This is a genomic window from Pseudoalteromonas sp. Z9A4, assembly GCF_011378845.1.
In the GTDB taxonomy this organism is placed as follows: domain Bacteria; phylum Pseudomonadota; class Gammaproteobacteria; order Enterobacterales; family Alteromonadaceae; genus Pseudoalteromonas; species Pseudoalteromonas arctica.
This window is the reverse complement of record NZ_WTLA01000015.1, coordinates 42,500-63,782: the sequence shown is the minus strand read 5'-3', so window position 1 is coordinate 63,782 and position 21,283 is coordinate 42,500. Positions and strand designations below refer to the sequence as shown.

18 protein-coding genes are annotated in these 21,283 nt (G+C 40.0%); 7 read left to right on the top strand and 11 right to left on the bottom strand.

The window, feature by feature from the left end; translation table 11 throughout:
* The first annotated feature begins 64 nt into the window (after nucleotides 1-64).
* Complete coding sequence (locus tag GQR54_RS12185; RefSeq protein WP_166377906.1) at nucleotides 65-2,239, top strand: S9 family peptidase; 2,175 nt, start codon at nucleotides 65-67, stop codon at nucleotides 2,237-2,239.
* 44 nt (nucleotides 2,240-2,283) lie between these two features.
* On the opposite strand, the gene GQR54_RS12180 is transcribed toward GQR54_RS12185, so the two are convergent.
* The 4 genes from GQR54_RS12180 to GQR54_RS12165 form a co-directional block, all read right to left on the bottom strand.
* Nucleotides 2,284-3,771, bottom strand: a complete 1,488-nt coding sequence (locus tag GQR54_RS12180) for a HAMP domain-containing sensor histidine kinase (protein ID WP_166377904.1) — start codon at nucleotides 3,769-3,771, stop codon at nucleotides 2,284-2,286.
* A 10-nt stretch (nucleotides 3,772-3,781) separates the two neighbouring features.
* Nucleotides 3,782-4,507 (bottom strand): response regulator transcription factor, encoded by a 726-nt coding sequence (locus GQR54_RS12175; RefSeq protein ID WP_166377902.1) that lies wholly within the window; start codon nucleotides 4,505-4,507, stop codon nucleotides 3,782-3,784.
* Between the two features lie 62 nt (nucleotides 4,508-4,569).
* Nucleotides 4,570-5,307, bottom strand: coding sequence for a spondin domain-containing protein (locus GQR54_RS12170; RefSeq protein ID WP_166377900.1), 738 nt, complete (start codon nucleotides 5,305-5,307; stop codon nucleotides 4,570-4,572).
* Nucleotides 5,308-5,317: 10 nt separating this feature from the next.
* Entirely contained in the window at nucleotides 5,318-6,019 is a 702-nt protein-coding gene (locus GQR54_RS12165) for a spondin domain-containing protein (RefSeq protein WP_166377899.1), read from the bottom strand.
* A 184-nt stretch (nucleotides 6,020-6,203) separates the two neighbouring features.
* Here GQR54_RS12165 and GQR54_RS12160 point away from each other — a divergent pair, with 184 nt between their 5' ends.
* Nucleotides 6,204-6,569: a DUF4870 domain-containing protein gene (locus tag GQR54_RS12160; protein ID WP_007580507.1), complete on the top strand. Its 366-nt coding sequence runs from the start codon at nucleotides 6,204-6,206 to the stop codon at nucleotides 6,567-6,569.
* Nucleotides 6,570-6,796: 227 nt separating this feature from the next.
* Nucleotides 6,797-7,231, top strand: a complete 435-nt coding sequence (locus GQR54_RS12155; protein ID WP_024607729.1) for a YqaA family protein — start codon at nucleotides 6,797-6,799, stop codon at nucleotides 7,229-7,231.
* A gap of 17 nt (nucleotides 7,232-7,248) precedes the next feature.
* Here GQR54_RS12155 and folX read toward each other — a convergent pair whose 3' ends face one another.
* From folX to ycaO, 7 genes are all read right to left on the bottom strand, one after another.
* Nucleotides 7,249-7,605: a dihydroneopterin triphosphate 2'-epimerase gene (folX, locus tag GQR54_RS12150; RefSeq protein ID WP_007377309.1), complete on the bottom strand. Its 357-nt coding sequence runs from the start codon at nucleotides 7,603-7,605 to the stop codon at nucleotides 7,249-7,251.
* Between the two features lie 4 nt (nucleotides 7,606-7,609).
* Complete coding sequence (gene folE, locus GQR54_RS12145; RefSeq protein ID WP_002962341.1) at nucleotides 7,610-8,164, bottom strand: GTP cyclohydrolase I FolE; 555 nt, start codon at nucleotides 8,162-8,164, stop codon at nucleotides 7,610-7,612.
* 22 nt (nucleotides 8,165-8,186) lie between these two features.
* A complete protein-coding gene (gene folM / locus GQR54_RS12140) occupies nucleotides 8,187-8,906 on the bottom strand; it encodes a dihydromonapterin reductase (protein WP_166377897.1) in 720 nt (239 codons plus the stop codon).
* A 225-nt stretch (nucleotides 8,907-9,131) separates the two neighbouring features.
* Complete coding sequence (gene nadE, locus GQR54_RS12135) at nucleotides 9,132-9,962, bottom strand: ammonia-dependent NAD(+) synthetase (RefSeq protein WP_166377895.1); 831 nt, start codon at nucleotides 9,960-9,962, stop codon at nucleotides 9,132-9,134.
* 68 nt (nucleotides 9,963-10,030) lie between these two features.
* The gene (locus GQR54_RS12130; RefSeq protein WP_007580511.1) at nucleotides 10,031-10,660 is read right to left on the bottom strand and encodes a YceH family protein; all 630 of its coding nucleotides are present in this window, start codon (nucleotides 10,658-10,660) and stop codon (nucleotides 10,031-10,033) included.
* Nucleotides 10,661-10,703: 43 nt separating this feature from the next.
* Nucleotides 10,704-14,066, bottom strand: a complete 3,363-nt coding sequence (locus tag GQR54_RS12125) for an ATP-binding protein (RefSeq protein ID WP_166377892.1) — start codon at nucleotides 14,064-14,066, stop codon at nucleotides 10,704-10,706.
* A gap of 115 nt (nucleotides 14,067-14,181) precedes the next feature.
* The gene (ycaO, locus tag GQR54_RS12120; protein ID WP_166377890.1) at nucleotides 14,182-15,942 is read right to left on the bottom strand and encodes a 30S ribosomal protein S12 methylthiotransferase accessory factor YcaO; all 1,761 of its coding nucleotides are present in this window, start codon (nucleotides 15,940-15,942) and stop codon (nucleotides 14,182-14,184) included.
* Nucleotides 15,943-16,098: 156 nt separating this feature from the next.
* On the opposite strand from ycaO, the gene GQR54_RS12115 reads away from it, so the two are divergent.
* The 4 genes from GQR54_RS12115 (at nucleotide 16,099) to GQR54_RS12100 (ending at nucleotide 21,261) form a co-directional block, all read left to right on the top strand.
* Nucleotides 16,099-18,384 carry a penicillin acylase family protein gene (locus GQR54_RS12115; protein WP_166377888.1) on the top strand — a complete coding sequence of 762 codons (2,286 nt, stop codon included), beginning with the start codon at nucleotides 16,099-16,101 and terminating at the stop codon, nucleotides 18,382-18,384.
* Nucleotides 18,385-18,463: 79 nt separating this feature from the next.
* Entirely contained in the window at nucleotides 18,464-19,312 is an 849-nt protein-coding gene (locus GQR54_RS12110; protein ID WP_166377886.1) for an MBL fold metallo-hydrolase, read from the top strand.
* A 99-nt stretch (nucleotides 19,313-19,411) separates the two neighbouring features.
* The gene (locus GQR54_RS12105; RefSeq protein ID WP_166112624.1) at nucleotides 19,412-20,944 is read left to right on the top strand and encodes a bifunctional GNAT family N-acetyltransferase/carbon-nitrogen hydrolase family protein; all 1,533 of its coding nucleotides are present in this window, start codon (nucleotides 19,412-19,414) and stop codon (nucleotides 20,942-20,944) included.
* A complete protein-coding gene (locus tag GQR54_RS12100; protein ID WP_166377884.1) occupies nucleotides 20,944-21,261 on the top strand; it encodes a multidrug efflux SMR transporter in 318 nt (105 codons plus the stop codon). Before GQR54_RS12105 ends, GQR54_RS12100 begins: the two co-directional genes overlap by 1 nt.
* Nucleotides 21,262-21,283 lie beyond the last annotated feature (22 nt).

Here is a 21,283-nt window from a genome sequence, read left to right as displayed (position 1 = left end):
CTCTAATTTATAGGTATATTTAACTACTTAATAAAAAATAAAAATATAACAAGGACTTTGACTGATGAAACGCAACCCATTCGCACTCGCAGCACTATCACTCGCTATTTTAAGTGGCTGTAATCAAGCCCCTGAAGAAACCAAAAAAAGTAATACACAAGTTAAAACGGTTCAAGTAGTCCAAGCTGTTGCCCCTATTGCTAAAAAAGTACCGCATGAAATGACTATTCATGGTGATACACGCATTGATGATTACTATTGGCTACGTGATGACGAGCGTAAAGCACCAGAGGTAATTAACTATTTAGAAGCTGAAAATACATACACTGATGCAATGCTTGCACATACTAAAACGCTGCAAAGTGAGTTGTTTGAAGAGCTAAAAGGGCGTATTCAAAAAGACGATGATTCGGTCCCAGTTAAAAACGGTGATTATTTTTACTCAACACAAACACGTGGCGATAACGAGTACACTACTTACTTACGCAGCAGCGATTTTGCAGGTACCGATCAGCAAGTTATTTTAGATGTAAATGAGCTTGCGAAAGGCCATGATTATTATGCAGTAAGTGGCTTAAATGTAAGCCCGAATGGCAATTTAATGGCTTATGGCGAAGATACTGTTAGCCGTCGTATTTATAGTATAAAAATAAAAGATTTAACAACCGGTAAATTACTCGAAGACACGCTCGAGGGCACTAACGGTGGCATTGTGTGGGCAAACGATAATAGAACGGTTTACTACATTAAAAAAGATTTACAAACTTTATTAGGTTACCAAGTTTATCGTCATACATTAGGCACACCACAAGCTGATGACGAGCTAATTTACGAAGAAACTGATACCAGTTACTACATGGGTATGAGTAAAAGCAAAGATGAGTCAGAGATTTATATTTGGCACAGCAGCACGGCTGCATCAGGCGTATCTGTATTAAGTGCTGATGATACTAAGGCAATGCCTAAACGCTTAATTGAGCGCGAAGCAGGGCTTGAATATGATATTTCGAAGCTAGGGAATACTTACTACATTGTAACTAACTTAAATGCTGTAAATTTTCAGCTGATGAAAGTTGATATTGATAAAGCAGGCGACAAGGCTAATTGGCAAAGTGTGATCCCTGCGCGCGATGATATTAAACTCGAAGGCATTGATTTATTTAATAACTACTTAGTTTACCAAGAACGTGAAATGGGCCAATCAAAGTTGATTGCGCGTGATTTAAAAACAGGTAAAGAGTTACCACTGAGCTTTAACGATAGCGCTTATACAATTGGTACTTATGGCAATAACGATATAGATAGCAGCACGTTACGTGTTTACTACACAAGCATGACCACTCCAAGCTCATCGTACGATGTAGATTTAGCGACTGGCGATAAAACGCTTCTTAAGCAACAGGTTGTGTTAGGTGATTTTGATGCTGACAATTACGCGTCAGAGCGTATTTTTGTAACAGCACGTGATGGCATAAAAGTACCGGTAAGCTTAGTTTACCGTAAAGATGCGTTTAAAAAAGATGGCACTAACCCGCTACTGCAATATGGTTACGGTTCTTATGGCGCTACCATGGATCCAACGTTCTCAAGCTCACGTTTGAGCTTGTTAGACCGTGGCTTTGTATTTGCAATTGCCCATGTACGTGGATCGCAAATGCTAGGTCGTCCTTGGTACGAAGACGGCAAACTACTAACTAAAAAGAATACATTTAACGACTTTGTTGACGTAACTAAAGCACTGGTTTCTCAAAAGTATGGCGCAAAAGATGAAATATTTGCGTTAGGCGGCAGTGCTGGTGGCTTATTAATGGGCGCAGTAGCAAACCAAGCGCCTGAGCTTTATAAAGGCATGGTTGCTGCGGTACCGTTTGTAGATGTAGTAACAACGATGCTTGATGCGAGCATTCCGCTTACAACAAATGAATACGGCGAATGGGGTAATCCGAACGAAAAAGCGTATTACGATTACATGCTGTCTTACTCGCCATACGACCAAGTAACTAAGCAAGCATATCCTAATATGCTAGTTACGACTGGTTTGCACGATTCACAAGTTCAATACTTTGAGCCTGCAAAATGGGTTGCTAAGCTGCGTGACTATAAAACTGATGACAATAAGTTACTGTTTAAAATAGATATGGAAGCAGGGCACGGCGGCGCATCGGGTCGCTTTAAACGCTTAGAAGATACCGCGCTAAACTATGCATTTATGCTTGATTTAGCGGGTATTAAAAAGTAATTAATTTATATATTTAAAATAAACAAAAAAATGTAAGGTGCTTTTTAAGAAAGCACCTTTTTTTGTGGCAAGTTAAAGCTAAACATAGTGCCTTTACCAATTTCACTTTGTACGTAAATTTCGCTATCCATCAGTTTTAATAACCCTCTGCAAATAGCCAATCCTAAACCACCTTGCTGGCGCCCTTCCTTATTAGAATTACTTGCTTGGTAGTGCGGATCAAAAATAGCATTCAGCTCATCTTCTTTTATGCCTACGCCCGTGTCTGATACATGCACAAATAGTTGATTATCGTCACTGCGTTTTACATGTACTGCAATGCTGCCGCCGCGAGGGGTATGCCTAATTGCATTATCAATTAAGTTACTTAACACGCGCTCTAATTTAGCTATATCGGCAACCACAGGAAAATCACAAATCGCAGGTTCTACCGACAAACTAATGCCTTTTTTATCAACGGCTAAACTAAATTTTGCCATGCAATCGTAAATGAGTTCACCTAAATTAAAGGTTTCTTTATTTATACTTATTTCGCCATTTTCTAAGTGAGCAAGTTCAAATATTTGTTCTATGAGTAGCTTTAATTGCCCACAATTATTAAGCGATACCTGTAAGTATTCTTGTTGCTCTTGTTTACTTAGCTGCTCGCCCGACTGATTTAATACTTCTAAAAACCCCTGCAGTGAAGCAAGTGGTGTACGTAGGTCGTGCGATAAGTGAGTTAGTAACTCTTTGCGTTGTTTATCGCCTTGTTCAAGCGCTTTAAACTGCTCGTTAATACGCGTTAGCATGGCTTGAATACTTCGCCCTAAACTATGCACTTCGTTACTTTTTTGCGTTGAATAGTTACTTAGCTTGGTGTCGGTAAGGCTGTAGTTAGCGGCTTCAATATTACTAACATCGCGTGCTAATCGCTGAATTGGGTTGGTAAAAAAACGTAGTAAAATGAGCATCGCAATAAATAAAAATGCGAGTGCAGAGCCAAGCCATAAAGCAGCTAGCCATAACTTATCATTATTTTTTACAGTGCTTAGTGAGGTATCGTAAGCCTCACCACCAATAATTACATATAAATAACCTTGTAGCTTATCTTGATTAAATACTGGCGCGGCTGAAAATATTTTTTGTTGCTCTTTATTACGAGGATTATCACCATAAATAGGTGCAGCGCTTGGGTTGTTAATCAACTCTTTTAAAGGCGTTAAACTAATATGCGTACGTTTAACTTTCCCTGGCTTTGCTGAGTAAGTAAGAATTTTTCCGGTTTCGTCTACAAAATAAAATTCAAACGCAGGGCCTAATAACATCAAGGTATGAAAGAGGTTTTCAAGCGCTTTATAATCGTAAACACCTTCTTTTATTAATGGGTTATCTTGTACTAAATGTTCCGCTAACGCTAAGTGCAGATTTTGTTCGGCGTGGTGTTTTGAAGTCAGTTCTAATTGCTTGCTCCAGCCGTAAACTAGGGCGCAAATAAAACAAAAAATCACGACTAGCGATATAGCTAATTTTTGATACAAAGATAATTTCATAATAGGTGTCTTAATTGAGTTGGCTAGGGTTTAGTTTGTAACCAACACCCCAAACTGTTTCGATAATAGGCGCTTGTTGGTGTTCTTCTAGCTTGGCACGTAAGCGGTTTATATGTGAATTAACCGTATGCTCGTAACCACTGTGTTGGTAACCCCATACTTTATCGAGTAACTGCTGGCGACTAAAAACATGATTAGGATGGCGTGCAAAGTAAACGAGTAAATCAAATTCGGTGGCGGTAAGGTTAAGGGCTTGCTTGCCTAAATACACTTGGTGCGAGCTAAATTCTATATTGAGTGAGCCTACATTTAGTGTTTGTTCGCTATCAACGGGGGAGTTGTCGTTATTTTGGCCAGCGAGTAGTTGTGCTCTGTGGCGTAATTGGGTTTTTACTCTGGCTTGTAATTCGCGTGCAAAAAAGGGTTTACAAATATAATCATCGGCGCCCATTTCAAGGCCAATAACTCTGTCCATATCGCTACTAAGCGCGGTGAGTAAAATTACGGAGGTAGTTGGGTAATGCTCTTTTATTTTTCGGCATAAGCTCAAACCATCCATTTGGGGTAAGTTTATATCGAGTAAAATAAGTCCGTAGGGATGCTTAGCTATTTTTTTTAAGGCAAGTTCTGCGCTCACAACATGATCAACATGTAAGTTAAGCGACGTTAGCTGCGTGGTAATTAACTTACCTATTTCTCTGTCATCTTCTACTACTAATATTTTTTCGTGACGCATGTATTACCTCGTAAAAAGGGGGGCATCCGTGCTCCCTTACTTCCCCATTACAAGCTGGAACGTTACTGCGTGCGCGTAATTACTATTTTCGATACTGGGTTATCAAACTTATGTTCAACACCAAGTGCTGATGTAGATAATCCATCTTGATTTGAAACAATGCCTGGATGCATCGTTATTATATCGGCTGTATCGTCACGTATTTCGTTAAACCCTTCACCGCTAGCGGCAGGACCTGGCACAGTTTCAGCTGTTTCTGTATTCGCTTCAGTACCTGCATCATAAGCAACAGTGGTACGCATTAGCGAGTCACCAACTTCTAATGAAGATACATCTACAAGACTAAGACCGGTAAAAGCATCATTTGTATTCCCAAGCATTGCAGCAAATGACAAATTAAGGGTTTCCAGTGATTCAGTCGAAATAGTTACCGTGGTTGTTTCGCCTGGACCAATACCAGCTTCGGCAGAAACCGCTTCTAACGCGTTTTCAAACAATAGGTATTCATCATTCGCACCGCTTTCAGCAAGCATTTCTAAACCAACAGAAGGTGTGGTACCGAATGTCCAAGGTGCTTCATCTTCAAAAGCAATGACAGAGAGCGGTGATAAAGGCTGCCCAGCAGTTAAATTACTAAAAGTAATAGTAAACTCGCTAATTACAGGCTCTACAACAATTGGTTCAACAACGACCGGCTCTTCTATTATTGAATCGTCATTATCGTTATCGCTACACGCTGCAAGCGTGGTTGCAAGTGCAAGCACTAGTAGACTTTTTTTGAGGTTGTTAGTAGATGACATAATCATGCTCCTACTTAACTGTAACTGTTAATTGAGCTACTGGGTTTAACCATCTGTGTACCGTATTGCTTAAATCGCTATTACCGGCTTCTAAATCGTCATCGCCTAAGCTACCTGGGTGAATATGGATGCTTGTATTTGTATCACTACTTAATATACCTGTACCGCCAGTGCCAGCGTCGCCACCTGGAGCTGCTGGAATGCCTGGAGTACCTGGTGCGCCAGACCCTTCAACTACAAGCTCATTGTTTTGTTCAGTGCCTGCATCGTAAGCATTTAAATTAATTGTGTAAGTACCCGCTTCTGTTGGGATTTTCCAACTGTTTAAGCCTACAAAGCCATCATTAGTTGGTAGCATCATTGCAGTTAAAGATAGGTACTCGTTACCGTCAGTAGTTGTCAGTGTTGCCGTTGTAGATGCTGCTGGTGCAAGTAAGCCCTCAGCTGGATTTGCAGCCATATCACTGCCTGCAGCAGTTGCTTGTGCAACTAGCTCTGCAATATTGCCGCCTTCAGCCATTGTTTGTAATGCTGTAGATGCTTGCGTTGCTACTTCAAATAGTGTGTCTTCGCTGTTGTGTGCTGTAATTAACAGTGGAGTGAAGTGAATACCCTTGGTTAGGTTAGTAACTTTTAGGTCTAATTCTGCGGCCATAGTCGATTGGCTAGCTGCCGCTAAAAGAATTGCAATTGTTAATGTAGAAGTTTTCATTATTATTCCTGTAAGTGATGATTCGAGTTAAGTATTGAATAATCGTCTCCAGAAACTCTCACAAACTTATCACTTTTTTATCACAAGATTTTACGCTGTGATTTTTAAATACAAATACGTTGGTTGATTTGTAGACATTGGTTTAGTTAAGAGGCAACATACATAAAACAAAAAGGAGAGTGTTATGGAAGAAAATCAACAGGTTGAACCAGTTAATAAAGATGACCGTATGTGGGCTATGTTATGCCATTTGAGTGCGCTTGCCGGATTTATTGTGCCGTTTGGCTCAATAATTGGGCCATTAATTGTGTGGTTAATTAAAAGAGATGAGATGCCAGTTGTTGACGTGCACGGTAAAAAGGCGCTTAACTTTCAAATAACGATGGCAATTGCATATGTAGTTTGTTTTTTACTGATGTTTGTAGCAGTAGGCTTAATATTACTACCTATAGTGGCAATTTTTGGGTTTGTAATGGTTGTAATGGCAAGTATTAAAGCTAACGAAGGTAAAGAGTTTAATTACCCGTTTAGTTTAAATTTGATAAAATAAAACCTCAGTTATTTTTATACCAATTGCATTAAATTAGTGATCTATTATAGCGATAAGAAAATAGCTCAATAACAAGGCTAAAATTATGATACATAGTTGTTCTATATAAATAATTTTTAACGTCGTTAGTGAGTTATTTAATACGCTAGAATGATCATGTTTTTAATAAAATTGGTATTATAAACCCAGCTATAGGCTGGGTTTTTACGTTTAGCCATAAGGACATTATGCTTTATCTCACGTTATTTATTAGCGCATTTATATCTGCCACATTACTGCCTAGCTCTTCTGAGGTGATAATGGTGGGGATGATTGCCCAAGGTAAAGTTAATTTATGGCTTATGTGGTGTGTAGCAACACTTGGAAATGTATTGGGGAGCTGCGTTAATTACTGGTTAGGCACGCAGGTACTGCGTTTTAAAGATAAAAAATGGTTTCCTGTATCGCAAAAAGGGCTTGATAACGCACAAAAGCAATTTAATAAATATGGTGTATATAGTTTGTTATTTGCTTGGTTACCGGTTGTGGGAGACCCATTAACGGTGATTGGAGGCATATTTAAAGTGCGATTTAACACCTTTTTACTGTTAGTAACACTAGGCAAAGGCGCGCGCTATTTAGCGGTTATCGCCCTTGCCGTAGGATTCGAAAAGCTTTTTTAAATAAATTTTTTAAGGCCTTATTTAGCCCAATCAAGCGTTAACGACACCGAGTCGGCAAAACGCAGTGCATGCGGTTTATCAACACGTGCTTTAGCGTAATGAACACTTGGGTGTGAGTGACAAACCGCAAGAATTTCAGCCACTAATTTTTCGAGCAGTAAAAAGTGGCCTTGCTCTACTAAGCTAATTACTTCTTTGGTGATCACTTTATAATTAAGTGCTTGGTCAACTTCATCCGTTTTACACGCGTCATCAGCAGGGTAGTGAATCTCTAGGTTGATCACTACATCTTGCTTTTTTTCACGCTCATCGGGGTTAAAGCCAATAAACGTACGCAGGCGCAAATTAGTAACGTTAATAATTGCATTAGCCATAGGGTTAACCTTTTATAAGCTGCAAAAATTCGTTGCGTGTTTTAGGGTCGCTTCTAAAGTTACCTAACATTACTGATGTACGCATGCTTGAATTTTGCTTTTCTACACCACGCATCATCATACACATGTGTTTTGCTTCAACAATAACGCCCACACCTTTAGCGCCAGTAACTTCTTCAACTGCTTTAGCGATTTGATGCGTTAGCTGTTCTTGAATTTGAAAGCGGCGTGAAAACATATCAACAATACGTGCAAATTTAGACAAGCCCAATACTTTACCGTTTGGAATATAAGCAATATGGCAACGGCCAATAAAAGGTAGTAAATGATGCTCACACATAGAGTAAAGCTCTATGTCTTGCACTAACACCATGTCGTCAGCGTCAGATGTAAATACCGCTTTATTAGTTATTTCATCAAGCGTTTGACGATACCCTTGCGTTAAATATTCCATTGCTTTTGCAGCACGTTTTGGCGTATCAAGTAAGCCTTCGCGGTTAGCATCTTCGCCTACTGCGGTGATGATTTTTTCGTAACTTTCTTTTAATTCATTGTGCATAAATATCTCAGTTTATTTATATTTACTTTAAATGACGGCCGCCATCAACAGGCAAAGAGCGCCCTGTGATGTAGTGGCTTTGTAATAGTAAATCAATGCTATTGATAATTTCTTGGCATCCGGGTTCAATGCCCATTAATGATTTTTTAAGGGTCTTAGCTCGATATTGCTCATCGTCATGTTCATTAAAAATAATGAGTGATGGAGCAACCGAGTTCACTTTTATGTTTGGTGCATATTTAGCGCTAAACGATTTAGTTAAGTTATCGAGAGCTGCTTTACTTGCTGCATAAGCTAAGTGTTTAGGGCTGCCTGTTTCAACTACATAATCAGTAAGGTGAATTATATCAGCAGGTACTTTTTCACTTTGCTGATAGTTTATAAGCAGCTCAGCGCACATTAAATTAATTAAATACGGTGTTTTGGCGTGTATACGCATCATATTATCGAACAGTACTGCAAAGTCAGGATTGTTAGCTTCGCAGTCCCAGCTTGATGCATTGTGAACAACAGCGCGCAGCGATTTTGTATGCTCTTTAAGCGTATTTATAAATGCACTTATACCGTCATCGGTACTAAAATCGGCATAAATACATACAGCGCCTAGTTGCTCTAATTTATCAACAGCGTTGTGGCGAGTACGATACGTAATAATAACAGCCTGCCCTTGGGCTATATAATGCTGAGCGAGCGCTAAACCAATACGTTGGCCTGCGCCGGTAATTAAGATGGGCGATGTCATATAAGGCAGTGTTCTCTTTGGCGGGTAACTTATACCAATATTGTTAAAACATGATCGATCTATCGCTATTTTCTTAGGGCTATAATAGATCACTAATTTAACGCAATTGGTATTATAAAATTTAAAGCGTTAATTTATTAAAATATACGCAGTTTCTTAATCTGTCGATCAAAAAAGCAATTAATCCTCAAAGGCGTTAATTGCTTTATTTTATTTACTAAAACATTAATCGTAAATTGTCGGAATTGGTTGGCGCTTATGTTGTGTACGCATGTAAATACTCACAAGCTTTTGTTCAACATCATTAGACAGAGGTTTACCTTCTAAAAAGTCATCAATTTGCTCATAGCTCAAACCAAGTGCTTCTTCATCTGTTAAGCCTGGGCGGTCGCTTTCTAAATCAGCTGTAGGTGCTTTATCTACTAATAAAGCTGGGGCACCGAGTGCAGTAGCAAGTGCACGTACTTGGCGTTTTGATAAACCAAATAGCGGAGCTAAATCGCACGCGCCGTCACCAAATTTAGTATAAAAACCAGTAATGTTTTCAGCACTATGATCGGTACCCACTACTAAGCCTTGGCAAAAGCCAGCAATTTCGTACTGAGCAACCATACGTTGGCGTGCTTTAACATTACCTTTAATAAAATCTATCTGAGCTTGCTCAGGCAGTGCTTCACCACAGCCAACTACAGCAGCTATCGCTTGCTCATGCAGTGCATCAGCCGCAGGTTGTACGTTTACGGTCATACGTTTACTTGGCTGGATAAAATCAACCGCCATTTGCGCTTCGTCTTCATCGGCTTGTACGCCATAAGGTAAGCGCACAGCAATAAATTGGTATTTGTCAGTATCGTGTTCTTTATTTAGCTCGTTTACGGCAAGTTGACATAAGCGGCCACAAGTTGATGAGTCAACACCACCACTAATACCCAATATTAGTGATCGTGAGTGAGCTGCTACTAAACGTGCTTTAATAAAAGCAACCCGGCGAGTTATCTCAGTATTTACATCAATAGTTGGCTGAACCTTCATTTCAGCCATAATTTCGGCGCGCATTGCCAGATCCTTATAAAATTTAATATGTGATACGCAATAAACTTATTATGTGATTTAGTCTTAATTAATTAAAGTTTTAAATGAGCTTTTATTTTGCGAAGCTCTACTTTTAATTCTTCTACTTCTGCCAGTAAATCACTTAATTCTTTATCTTTAATTACTTCGCTTGGTAGAGCAACAAAGGCATCGGCGGGATTATTTTGTTGTTCGCCAAATAAATGAATGTATCGGCTGTCGCGTTTACCTGCTTCTCGTTCTAATTTACGGGCGTAATCGCTTTCAATCAGTTTATTGAGCGCTGTTTCTACTTCATTTACGTTATTAAAATCAGCAAGCCTAGCACTGCGAGTTCTTAATTCACCTGGGGTTTGGGCACCACGTAAAAGTAATAAACAAACAATGGCACGTTGCTGAGCAGAAAATTGCAGATTACTAAACTCAGTGTTGCAAAAGCGGTGGTCGTATTTATTTACGCGACCAGAAAGCCCTTCATCTATAGTTACCAAACGCATGTCTATTAGTTCATCAAGTGCGTTTTGCACGTCACTATCTGTAAGATTTAACACAGGATCGCGATTAGACTTTTGGTTACATGCGTTCACTAGAGCGTTTAACGATAGCGGATAATGTTCTGGCGTTGTGCTTTGTTTTTCTAGTAAGCAACCAAGAATACGTTGTTGATTTGCTGATAACTGCATAAATAATCTCAAATTAGTAAGCGTATTTTATTAGCTTACACCTTTATTGGATACCAAGCCATTGCTGGAGTTTAGGTTTTAGTGCGGCTAAATCGAGCGGCTTACTTAAATAGTCGTTCATGCCTGCTGCTAGGCATTTTTCTTTATCGCCCTGCATGGCATTGGCTGTAAGTGCAATAATAGTAATATTTTCATTACCCTTACCTGCATCGCCTTCTCTAATGGCTTTAGTGGCTTGGTAGCCATCCATTTCAGGCATTTGGCAATCCATTAAAACTAGTTTATATGGCTTACCTTGTTTTGCATTGAGTTTTACAATTGCCTCAAGCCCATTTTCAGCAATATCAAAAGTCACACCTGCTTGCTTTAAGAGCGCCGAGGCAACTACTTGGTTTATTTTATTGTCTTCAACGAGCAGTAGTTGTGGCTCTGATGAATCGAGTACCGGTGCTTTAGTTAGTTTATTTTGTAGTTGTGCTTGTTGCTGCTGTTGTTCAATGTATTTATCGTTAGTGAGTGAGTCAAACAAATCAGAAGGTGTGAGTGGTTTGAAAATCATACAGTCGACTTCCATACCTACTTTAGACTCCTCAGGTGAATAACTCATTGGCGCCATAAGAACTAGCTTGCAACTATGCATATTTATAAAGTTTTTAAGCGCAGTTATATGCGTTTGCGGCGCTTTTTCAAAAAAGTAGTAATCAACTAAAATAGCTTCAGGGTGGGTGGTTACATTATTTAAATAATCATCAACCTCAAGATAGTCATGTATGCAATTAACCTTTGCACCCCATACCGTGAGTTGTTTGCTGGCTGTATTTGCATTTAACGAGCACTCATCAATAATTAAAATATGTTTGTTTTTAATTAAATGACTCGGTAAATCTTGTTCTTTACTTAAGCGAGGCTGTATTTGTATTGTGAAAGAAAATGTACTTCCTTCACCTTGCATGCTGTTTACGCTTACTTCACCGTTCATCAGCTCACACAGTTGTTTTACTATGGCAAGGCCAAGCCCTGTGCCCCCAAACTGGCGTGTAGTTGAAGCATCGGCTTGTGTGAATGAGTCAAATAACGATGCTTGTTTTTTTGGGTCAATACCAATGCCAGTATCAATAATTGAACATTGTAGAAACGAGCCATCCGTTGTTTCATCTACTTTGGCGGTAATAACTACTTCGCCATCAATAGTAAATTTAACGGCGTTGCCAATTAAGTTGTTCAAAATTTGGCGTAAGCGGTTCGGATCACTAATTATTTCGCTAACTGTAATTTGAGTGGCATCTAAAATAAGCTTTGTATTGTTTTGCTCTACTTTTAAAGCAAACGATTCAACCACTTCTCCTAATAACCGAGGTAAATTAAATTGCACGTTTTCAATATCGAGCTTACCGGCTTCAATTTTAGAAAAGTCTAATATGTCGTTAATTATATTAAGTAAAGATTGAGCAGATGATTGAGCAAGTTCGATATGATGCTTTTGCTGCAGGTCTAGTTGCGTTTGCTTAACTATATTAAGCATGCCTAAAACACCATTCATTGGGGTGCGAATTTCGTGGCTCATACTCGCTAAAAATTCACTTTTAGCTTCAACAGCTTGTTCTGCAGTTTCTTTGGCGGCAACCAGCTTTTGTTCAGTTTCAATTCGTTGCTGGCTCGAGTGCAAGCTGCCTATTAACGCTGCAACGGCAATTAAAAAGCTTTCTTCGTTTTTAGACCAGTGGCGCTTGGATTGACATTGCTCGGCGCAAACAACGCCTATAGCACCACTTCCCGCAGGAATAATTACGCACAGCATTGATTTAATCTCGAGTGGCATTAAATACTGCTCTTTAATTGGTGCGAGTATTGGGTGTTCTAGTGCATCGGGTGCATTAAATACTGCTTGATGATCTATTGCATTGAAAAAGCCGGGGTTGTTTTTTCTTAGCCAAATAGAGTCAATTTTGTCACTAGACGAATATTTGCTATGTATGGCAAAGGGGCTTAGTTGAGACTTGTCTTCATTAAAAAACCAAATACTGGCACGTTTAATATCGAATGCTTGGCAGATTGCTTCAGTGATAATATCTTTCGATTGGCTAAGTTGCCCATTTAATATTAATTTATTAACGGTAAGAGAAGCTAAAATTTCGTTATGTAATGCGGTTTTATTATTTTCTAATTCAATTTTTTTACGGGTATCAATATTCTGTAGTGAGCCAAAAATGCGTGTGCATCGTCCATTCTTTCGTTCTGCTTCACCATGTACGAGTACCCAAACAGATTCACCTTCTGCATCCATTACTTCTAATTCAACTTCGTAGCTTTCACCATATTTTATGGCTCGTTCAATTAAAGGTTTAATTGTTTCTCGGCTAGCGCCTTTTTTAAAGTAGTTTAAATCTTTAGGCCATTCTGGTTGGTTATTTAATTGGTATTTAAATAGTTTTTTGGTCATATCAGACCAATACACTTGTTTAGTTTCTAAGTTAAATGACCATGCGCCTATTTGAGCTAGATCACTCATTGCTTCAAGCATTTTTTCGTTTTGTTGCTGACGATTAAGCATTTTCAAAAAGAATAAAAAGGCCCAAATTAATAATCCGCAAATAATAATAATCGATAACCGAAGTGGCCATATTGATGAAATAGGAGGGCTCCAACCGATTTTTGGCGCTACATATAACTGCCAGCTGCCGCCTTGAAAATTTAGAGTGAACTCAAGAGGATCTTGTTGAATAATATTTTGATTGCCGAAAAAAAACTCGCCTTTTTTACCTAAACCATTACGCCCTTGAATGGCAACGTTGTACTGTTTTTCTAATTCGTAAACACCAGAATTGATATAAACCTTGTCAATATCGAGTACAACCGACAACAACCCCCAAAACTCATTATTGGGAGGTGTATATACCGGAACCCTGGCGATTAATGCTTCCCCCCCCTGAACTAATGTTAGCGGTCCTGCCATAATAATTGTGTTGGTATCGCGAGCTCTAAGTGCATCAGTACGCTGATTTTTATTATCTAAAAAATTAAGGCCAATTGCTTTTTCGTTCCCTTTTAAAGGATAGGTCATTTGAATGACCATATTGGGAGCGCCACCAATATTACGAAGTTCATTTGATGTATCAAAAAGAGGAGCTGCGATTTGTTCAAAGCGTTCTTGTTCTAAACCCGGTTCTGCGGCAACGGCAACACCTAAACCCCGTACTAGTTGAATATTAGAAACTAAGGTTGATTCGAGTTGAGCTCTATAAGTACTTACTTCTGAAAGAATTTGTAGGCGGTGAGCATCTTTTACACGATTATAGTTAATACGATCAAGAACAACACCAACTAGTACAGTTAGCGTAAGCGATAACCAAAAGGTCAGCTTAAAGTTATGAATATTCGTTTTTTTGTTATTACTAGACGGTGGCATTAGCTACATCGTGGCGTTAATTTAGGCAAATTAACTATAGCTAATTTATGACATAAATGAAAACGGCGCATTAACAAATGCGCCGTTTATTTTTTATAATTAGTAGTTTAGCGAGTTACGAATCGCTAACTTCACGTGCCCAATGATTTTGCTTTGCTACGTGTAGCTTGCGGTAACCATCAAGTAGTGCCGCATGCTTTTTAAAGCCTTCAAGCGATAAACCTGGAAAAGTTAAACCGTTAAATTGCTTTTTACCTTCGGCAATTTCTATAGCCAGCGCTACATTATTAGCACCAAACATTAAGCCTAATGCATCTTGGTAATCAGCGTATTCGCGCTCGTCATCGTATTTAATTTCAAGAATCGCTTTTAAACAGCGGAAGTGGCGCATTGCATCTTCGTTTACTTGGCCCGTATGAAGTATCCAATCAACCCAATCAATGGCTTCTTCGCTGCCTGCGGCTAAGCATAGGTGCGCTTTAAGCTCACCTATACGCAGTGTGTGCCATGGTGTGTCGGCATCAGTTGCTAAGCCAATAAATTCTGCGGCGCGGATAATATCGCTATGACCGGCTTCTTCTAGGCTGTCGTAAATTTCCATCCATTGCTCTGCATCGTACTGATCAAGCGATAGGAATGCTTCGCGAAATTTTGCGCCTTCGTTGTTGTTGCGCCAAATAAGCTCATCAACAGGGTAAATATCTGACATGCCCGGCACTAAAATACGACATGCGTATACGTTTAAGTGCGTGTAATCCATGATGTATATATCGTGATCCATGCTGTGAATCAGGTCAGTACAGAAGTTATATTCTTGCTCTGTTGTGCCGCTAAAGTCCCAGTGTACAAATTCAAAGTCAGGTTTTGCACGGAAGAAATCATGCGAAATCAAACCGCTTGAATCAATAAAGTGCAGTTCAATGTTCTCTGGTGTTGCTACTTCATCGTTATCAAATGTTGCAGGTTGGAATACATCTAGCTGATCTAAACGACGACCTTGTAGTAACTCAGTAACGGTACGCTCAAGCGCAACTTCAAATGATGGGTGAGCACCAAAAGAAGCAAATACAGAACCATCAGTTGGGTTAATAAGCGTTACGCTCATTACTGGGTAAATACCCCCAAGCGATGCATCGGCAATACGTAAATGAAAGCCATGGCTGCGAAGCTCTTCACACGCTTCGTGAATTTTAGGATATTGCTTAACAACGTCTTCAGGCACGATTGGTAAACAAATGCCTTCGGCGATGATGCGGTTTTTAATAGCGCGTTCAAATACTTCTGATAAACCTTGTACGCGAGCTTCAAATTTTGTGTTACCTGCGCTCATACCGTTAGATACAAAAATATTACCAATAACGTTTACCGGAATGTATACGTCTTGGTTATCGCGCTGGCGCGTGTATGGCAGGGTACAAATGCCACGATCAATATTGCCTGAGTTAAAATCAAAAAGGTGTGATGCGTTAAGTTCGCGCTCTGGGTCAAAGTAATCCCATAAGCTTTCATCCATAATACCCTCTGGCACTTCATCGCCTTCAACTTTAAACCATTTTTCGGTTGGGTAATGAGTAAACTCGCCATTGGCAAATTCTTCACCTAGATAAAAGTCTGCAAAAAAGTAGTTACAGCTTAAACGCTCAAAGTATTCACCGAGTGCTGAGGCAATAGAGGCTTTGTCGGTTGCGCCTTTACCATTGGTAAACATAACACCGCAGTCACTGTCTTTTATATGAACCGAATAACAGTTAGCTACAGGATTAAGCCAAAGCGCTTCTTCAACATTAATGTGTAGGGCTTCAAGCTTGTTTTGCATGGTAGAGATTGACGATTCTAGGTCGCGGTCTTTACCTTTGATAAATGTTTTTTCAGTCATATTGATCTCAACTAGTTCTGCACGATGTGTGGAGCTGACATTATCGTGGATTTTGATGTTTATTTCACCCTTTGCGAGCAAGAACATTATTATTTAATAAAACTGTGGTTATTATATGCCCTTAACGCTTGGTCAAAACGTGCAAAGGAAAGGTTGATGTTTAAAGTAATCAAACGCTTGTTATTATTAATTGTGATTTTAGGGCTGGCAAGTACCGCCGTCGTTTATGGTGTGCTTAGTTTAAGTTTACCCGCCCTTGATGGAAACGGACGCAGTAATGCGGTAGTAGAGCCTGTAAAAATTTCGCGCGATGCACTAGGGCAAGCAGTGATAAATGCAAATAGCCGAAACGACGCCGCCTACGGTTTAGGTTATGCGCATGGGCAAGACCGATTTTTTCAAATGGATTTACTAAGGCGTAACGCCGCAGGCGAGCTAAGTGAGTTATTTGGCGAAGCCGCGTTGGGGCTCGATAAAAAGATGCGTTTTCATCAATTGCGTAAACGCAGCCAAATTATTTTACAAACGCTGCCTGATGCCGATAAGCAATTACTTAAAAGTTACGCTCAAGGTGTAAACGAAGGCTTAGCGCAAGTAGGGTATTCAAGCTTTGAATATTTACTAACAGGTGCAGCACAAAAGCCATGGCAAAGTGAAGACAGCCTACTTGTGATATTTAGCATGTACCTTGATTTGCAAAGCGCCACATTTGAACGCGACCAAGCACTTATTCAAATTGAGCAAGCGTACACAAAGCAAATGGTTGATTTTTTAACGCAACCGAGTAAGTACCAAGCCGCACTTGATGGCAGTAAATTAGCGCCTTATAACGCCGGTATACCCACCTTGCCCACTCAAACACAGCACACAGTTAAAAGCATTGAAGCCAATCAAGAGCGCGGTAGTAATAACTGGGCAGTTACAGGAACGCTTACTAAAACAGGTGCTGGTATGGTGTCGGATGATATGCATTTATCGATGGCAGTGCCGGTTATTTGGTACAGAGCACAATTAAATTATATACAAAATGGAAAAACCGCTCAGGTAACAGGTGTATCGCTGCCGGGAGCGCCTGCCATTGTGGTGGGCACTAACAATAATATTGCATGGGGATTTACTAACGGCTATTTAGATACAGCCGATTGGATTGCCTTAAATGATGACAGTAAAACATGGCAAGTTGATGAACCTATTGCATTACCCGACGGGGGAATCGAAAACTACTCATTAATACTTAGCGAATACGGACCTGTAAAATACATTAACGAAAAACCTTATGCATTGAGCTGGGCTGCACATCAGCCTTACGCCGTTAATATGCAATTATTAAAGTTAGAGCAAGCCAAAACAGTAGATGATGTACTTGCTGTAGCAAGCGATGTGGGCATTCCGGTGCAAAACCTAATGGTGGTAGATAGCCAAGGTAGCGCCGCGTGGAAAAACATGGGCGGTATACCGGCTCGTAAAACGCCAAGTGAGCTTGGCGTAAATGCCGATGACTACTCAGTGCTTTGGCAGCAAACCGAATTAGAACGTCCCTTTATTAAAAACCCACAAAGCGGCAGATTATGGACTGGCAACTCTCGCGTGGTATCGGCTGAAGATAACGCCCGTTTTGGCAATGGTGGCTATGCACTCGGTGCACGTTCGAGTCAAATCCGCGATAGATTATTTGAAAAACAAACATTTGCAGAGAGCGACTTTTACGCACTACAGCTCGATAATCAAGCTCGTTTTTTAATGCCTTGGCATGCTTTGCTGTTAAAGCAATTAAAAGCCGATAAAACTAAAAATCAGCAATATATAACAGCGCTCGAAAATTGGCAGCAATGTGCGTGTTCAACCTCCATAGGGTATACCTTAGTTAAGCGCTACCGCGATGAAGTGATTAATATTTTATTTAGTAATATTGAAAGCCAATTAAATAAACAGCAAGGCACGCTTAAATACGTAAAACGAGATTTAGAGCCCGCAGTTTGGCAGCTTATTAACAACAAACCCGACACATGGATAAACCCACAATTTAAAAATTGGGATGCACAATTACACGGTGCATTTAACCAAACTATCACTAAACTTACTGAGCAATTTGGCAATAACGTGCAAAGCTGGCAGTGGGGCAAGGTCAATGAGTTAGTGATAGAGCATCCGTTTGCAAAGCAAATGCCGTTACTTGCTAAGTTATTAAATATGCCCACAGCAGCGGGTTTTGGTGATAGCTACATGCCCGCCGTACAAGGGCGTAGTTTTGGCGCATCGCAGCGTTTTATTGCTCAACCTGGGCATTTAGAACATGCAATTTTAGCTATTCCCGGTGGGCAATCGGGGCATCCTCTTTCTGAATTTTATAGAGCGGGGTTTAGTGATTACGTAGAGGGTAAACATACACCTTTATTGCCGCAAGAATTAATACATCAAATAGTAATAAGTCCTATTAAATAACGTTTAAGTGATCAGTGAGTGAGCTTAAATAGTGATAAAAACGTTCTATATTTATTAATTCATACAACAGAGAACAAAAATGAAAAAAATACTACCCGCATTAATAACAGGTTTATTACTAAGTACAGCAGCGCAAGCAGACGAGGGTCCAGTAACAGCACAAAAGCTAAGTGAGCATGTATACGTACTATTTGGGCAAGGCGGTAATATTGCAGCAAGTGTAGGCGATGATGGCATTTACATTATTGATGATCAGTTTGCCAAGTTATCAGACGACATTAAAAAAACGATTAGCGATTTAAAGCCAGGCAGTGCAGAGTTTGTTATTAATACGCACCATCATGGCGATCATACCGGTGGTAACGAAAACTTTGCTAAAGCGGGTGCGCACGTTATAGCACACGACAATGTACATAAACGTTTAGAAGAGCAGCATGGAGAAGGGTCAGACTTTTTACCGCGCATTAGTTTTGGTAACGATTTAAAACTGCATTTTAATAATGAACACGCCCATGTAGTGCATTACGAACATGCACATACTGATGGCGACTCGGTTGTCTTTTTTAGTAACGACAACATAGTGCACATGGGCGACATTTACTTTAATTTTGGCAGCTTACCGTTTGTTGATGTAGATAGCGGCGGTAGCGTTGATGGTATTTTAGCGGCAGTAGACGATGTAGTTAAACAAATTGACGACAACACTAAAGTAATACCAGGACACGGTAAGGTAAGTGACCGTTCAGGACTGATAGCGTATGGTAAGCTAGTTCAAAATGCGAAAGATGTGATGCTAAAAGCAATGCAAAATAATGCAAGCTTAGAGCAAGTACTTAAAGCCGATCCATTGGCAGAACTTGGTCTTGAATACGCAGGCTGGTTACCAAAAGAGAAAGTAACCACACTTTTTTATCGCAGTTTAAAGTAGTACATCTAAAGTAAAAAACATGATACAAAGCTGAGTGTATTCTTGATTTAATCGAGCGTACATTCGGCTTTTATTTTCTTATGCCTAAAGGAGTTGTGTATGTCGGCAGAAAAAACCCATCTTGAAATTTGTAACTTAACCAGAGAGCAATATCCGCAAATTAAAACCTTGATGGATCAAGCGTATCCCGACTTAGGTGGTGCGTGGCCAAGTCATACCATTTTTAGATTAATAGACCAATTTCCTGAAGGGCAAATAGGTATTGTAGATGACGGTGTGCTGGTGGGCTTAGCATTAAGTGTACAAGTTGATTACACACGTTTTTCAAACCCGCATACATACGAAGACATCGCAGATGGTCACGACCGGGTATTTAGCGATACCGACGGCGATGCGCTATACGGCTTAGATGTTGCCATTAGCGAAACTCACAGAGGCATGCGCTTAGGTCGTCGCCTTTATGATGCCCGTAAAGAACTGTGCCGCCAATATAACCTACGCGCTATTTTAGCGGGTGGGCGTATTCCGCGTTATTACAATCACAGTAATGAAATGACGCCAATGGAATACATTGCAAAAGTAGATCAGAGAGAGCTATACGATCCTATTTTAAGTTTTCAGTTATCTAACGATTTTCAGGTAAAACGTTTACTTAAAAAGTACCTACCGGAGGATCAAGAGTCAGTTGGTTACGCCACTTTACTTGAGTGGAATAACATTATGTATGAACCAACCGACACGGTACTTGAGTCAACTAAATCAATTGTGCGCGTAGGTGCTGTGCAATGGCAAATGCGCTGTGTTGAATCGGTTGAAGAAATGCTAAAGCAGGTTGAATACTTTGTAGATACCGTATCTGACTACAAAAGTGACTTTATACTCTTCCCTGAGTTTTTTAACGCGCCATTAATGGGGCTAGGAAATCAAAGCAATCAAACTGAAGCGATTCGTTATTTAGCGGAATATACCGAAACGTTTAAAAACGCGATGTCGCGTATGGCAATAGAATACAACGCCAATATTATTACCGGCTCTATGCCGCTAGCCGAAGACGATAAAATTTATAACGTAAGTTATTTATGCCACCGCAGCGGTAAAATAGACGAGCAACGTAAAATACATATTACCCCGCATGAGCAAAACGATTGGGTTATTCAAGGCGGCGACAAAATTGCTGTATTTGAAACCGATGCTGGGCGTGTAGGTATTCAAATTTGTTATGACGTAGAGTTTCCTGAGCTTTCACGTATATTAGCAAAACAAGGGTTAGATATTTTGTTCGTCCCATTTTGGACTGATACTAAAAATAGCTACTTACGTGTGCGCCATTGTGCACAAGCGCGTGCAATAGAAAACGAATGTTATGTGGTTATTGCAGGCTCGGTAGGCAACTTACCACAAGTAGAAAGCCTTGATGTGCAGTACTCACAATCGGCTGTGTTAACGCCATCGGACTTTTCGTTCCCGCACGATGCAACGCTTAACGAAGCCACACCTAATACAGAAATGCTGTTATTTAGTGACCTTGATATGGATAAGCTTAAAATCCTTCACAGCGAAGGTACAGTGCGTAACTTAAAAGATCGACGTGAAGATTTATACGACGTAATTTTGAAAAAGAGAGATGTTTAATGGCGTGGATTTATTTGGTTATTGCCGGTTTACTTGAAATTGGCTGGCCGATAGGTTTAAAAGTTTCACAAAACCCAGATACTCGCTGGCAGGGCATCGCAATAGCGGTGGCATTTTTAGTCGCTAGTGGTTTTATGTTGTGGCTTGCACAAAGGCAAATATCAATGGGCACCTCATATGCCGTGTGGACAGGCATTGGCGCTGCGGGTACGTTTTTAGTGGGTATATTGTTTTATAACGATGCCGCTACATTTGGTCGTATTGCGGGAGTATTAATGATTATTAGCGGTGTGATAACACTTAAAATAAGCTCTTAATTGGTAATTTGAATAAACGCTT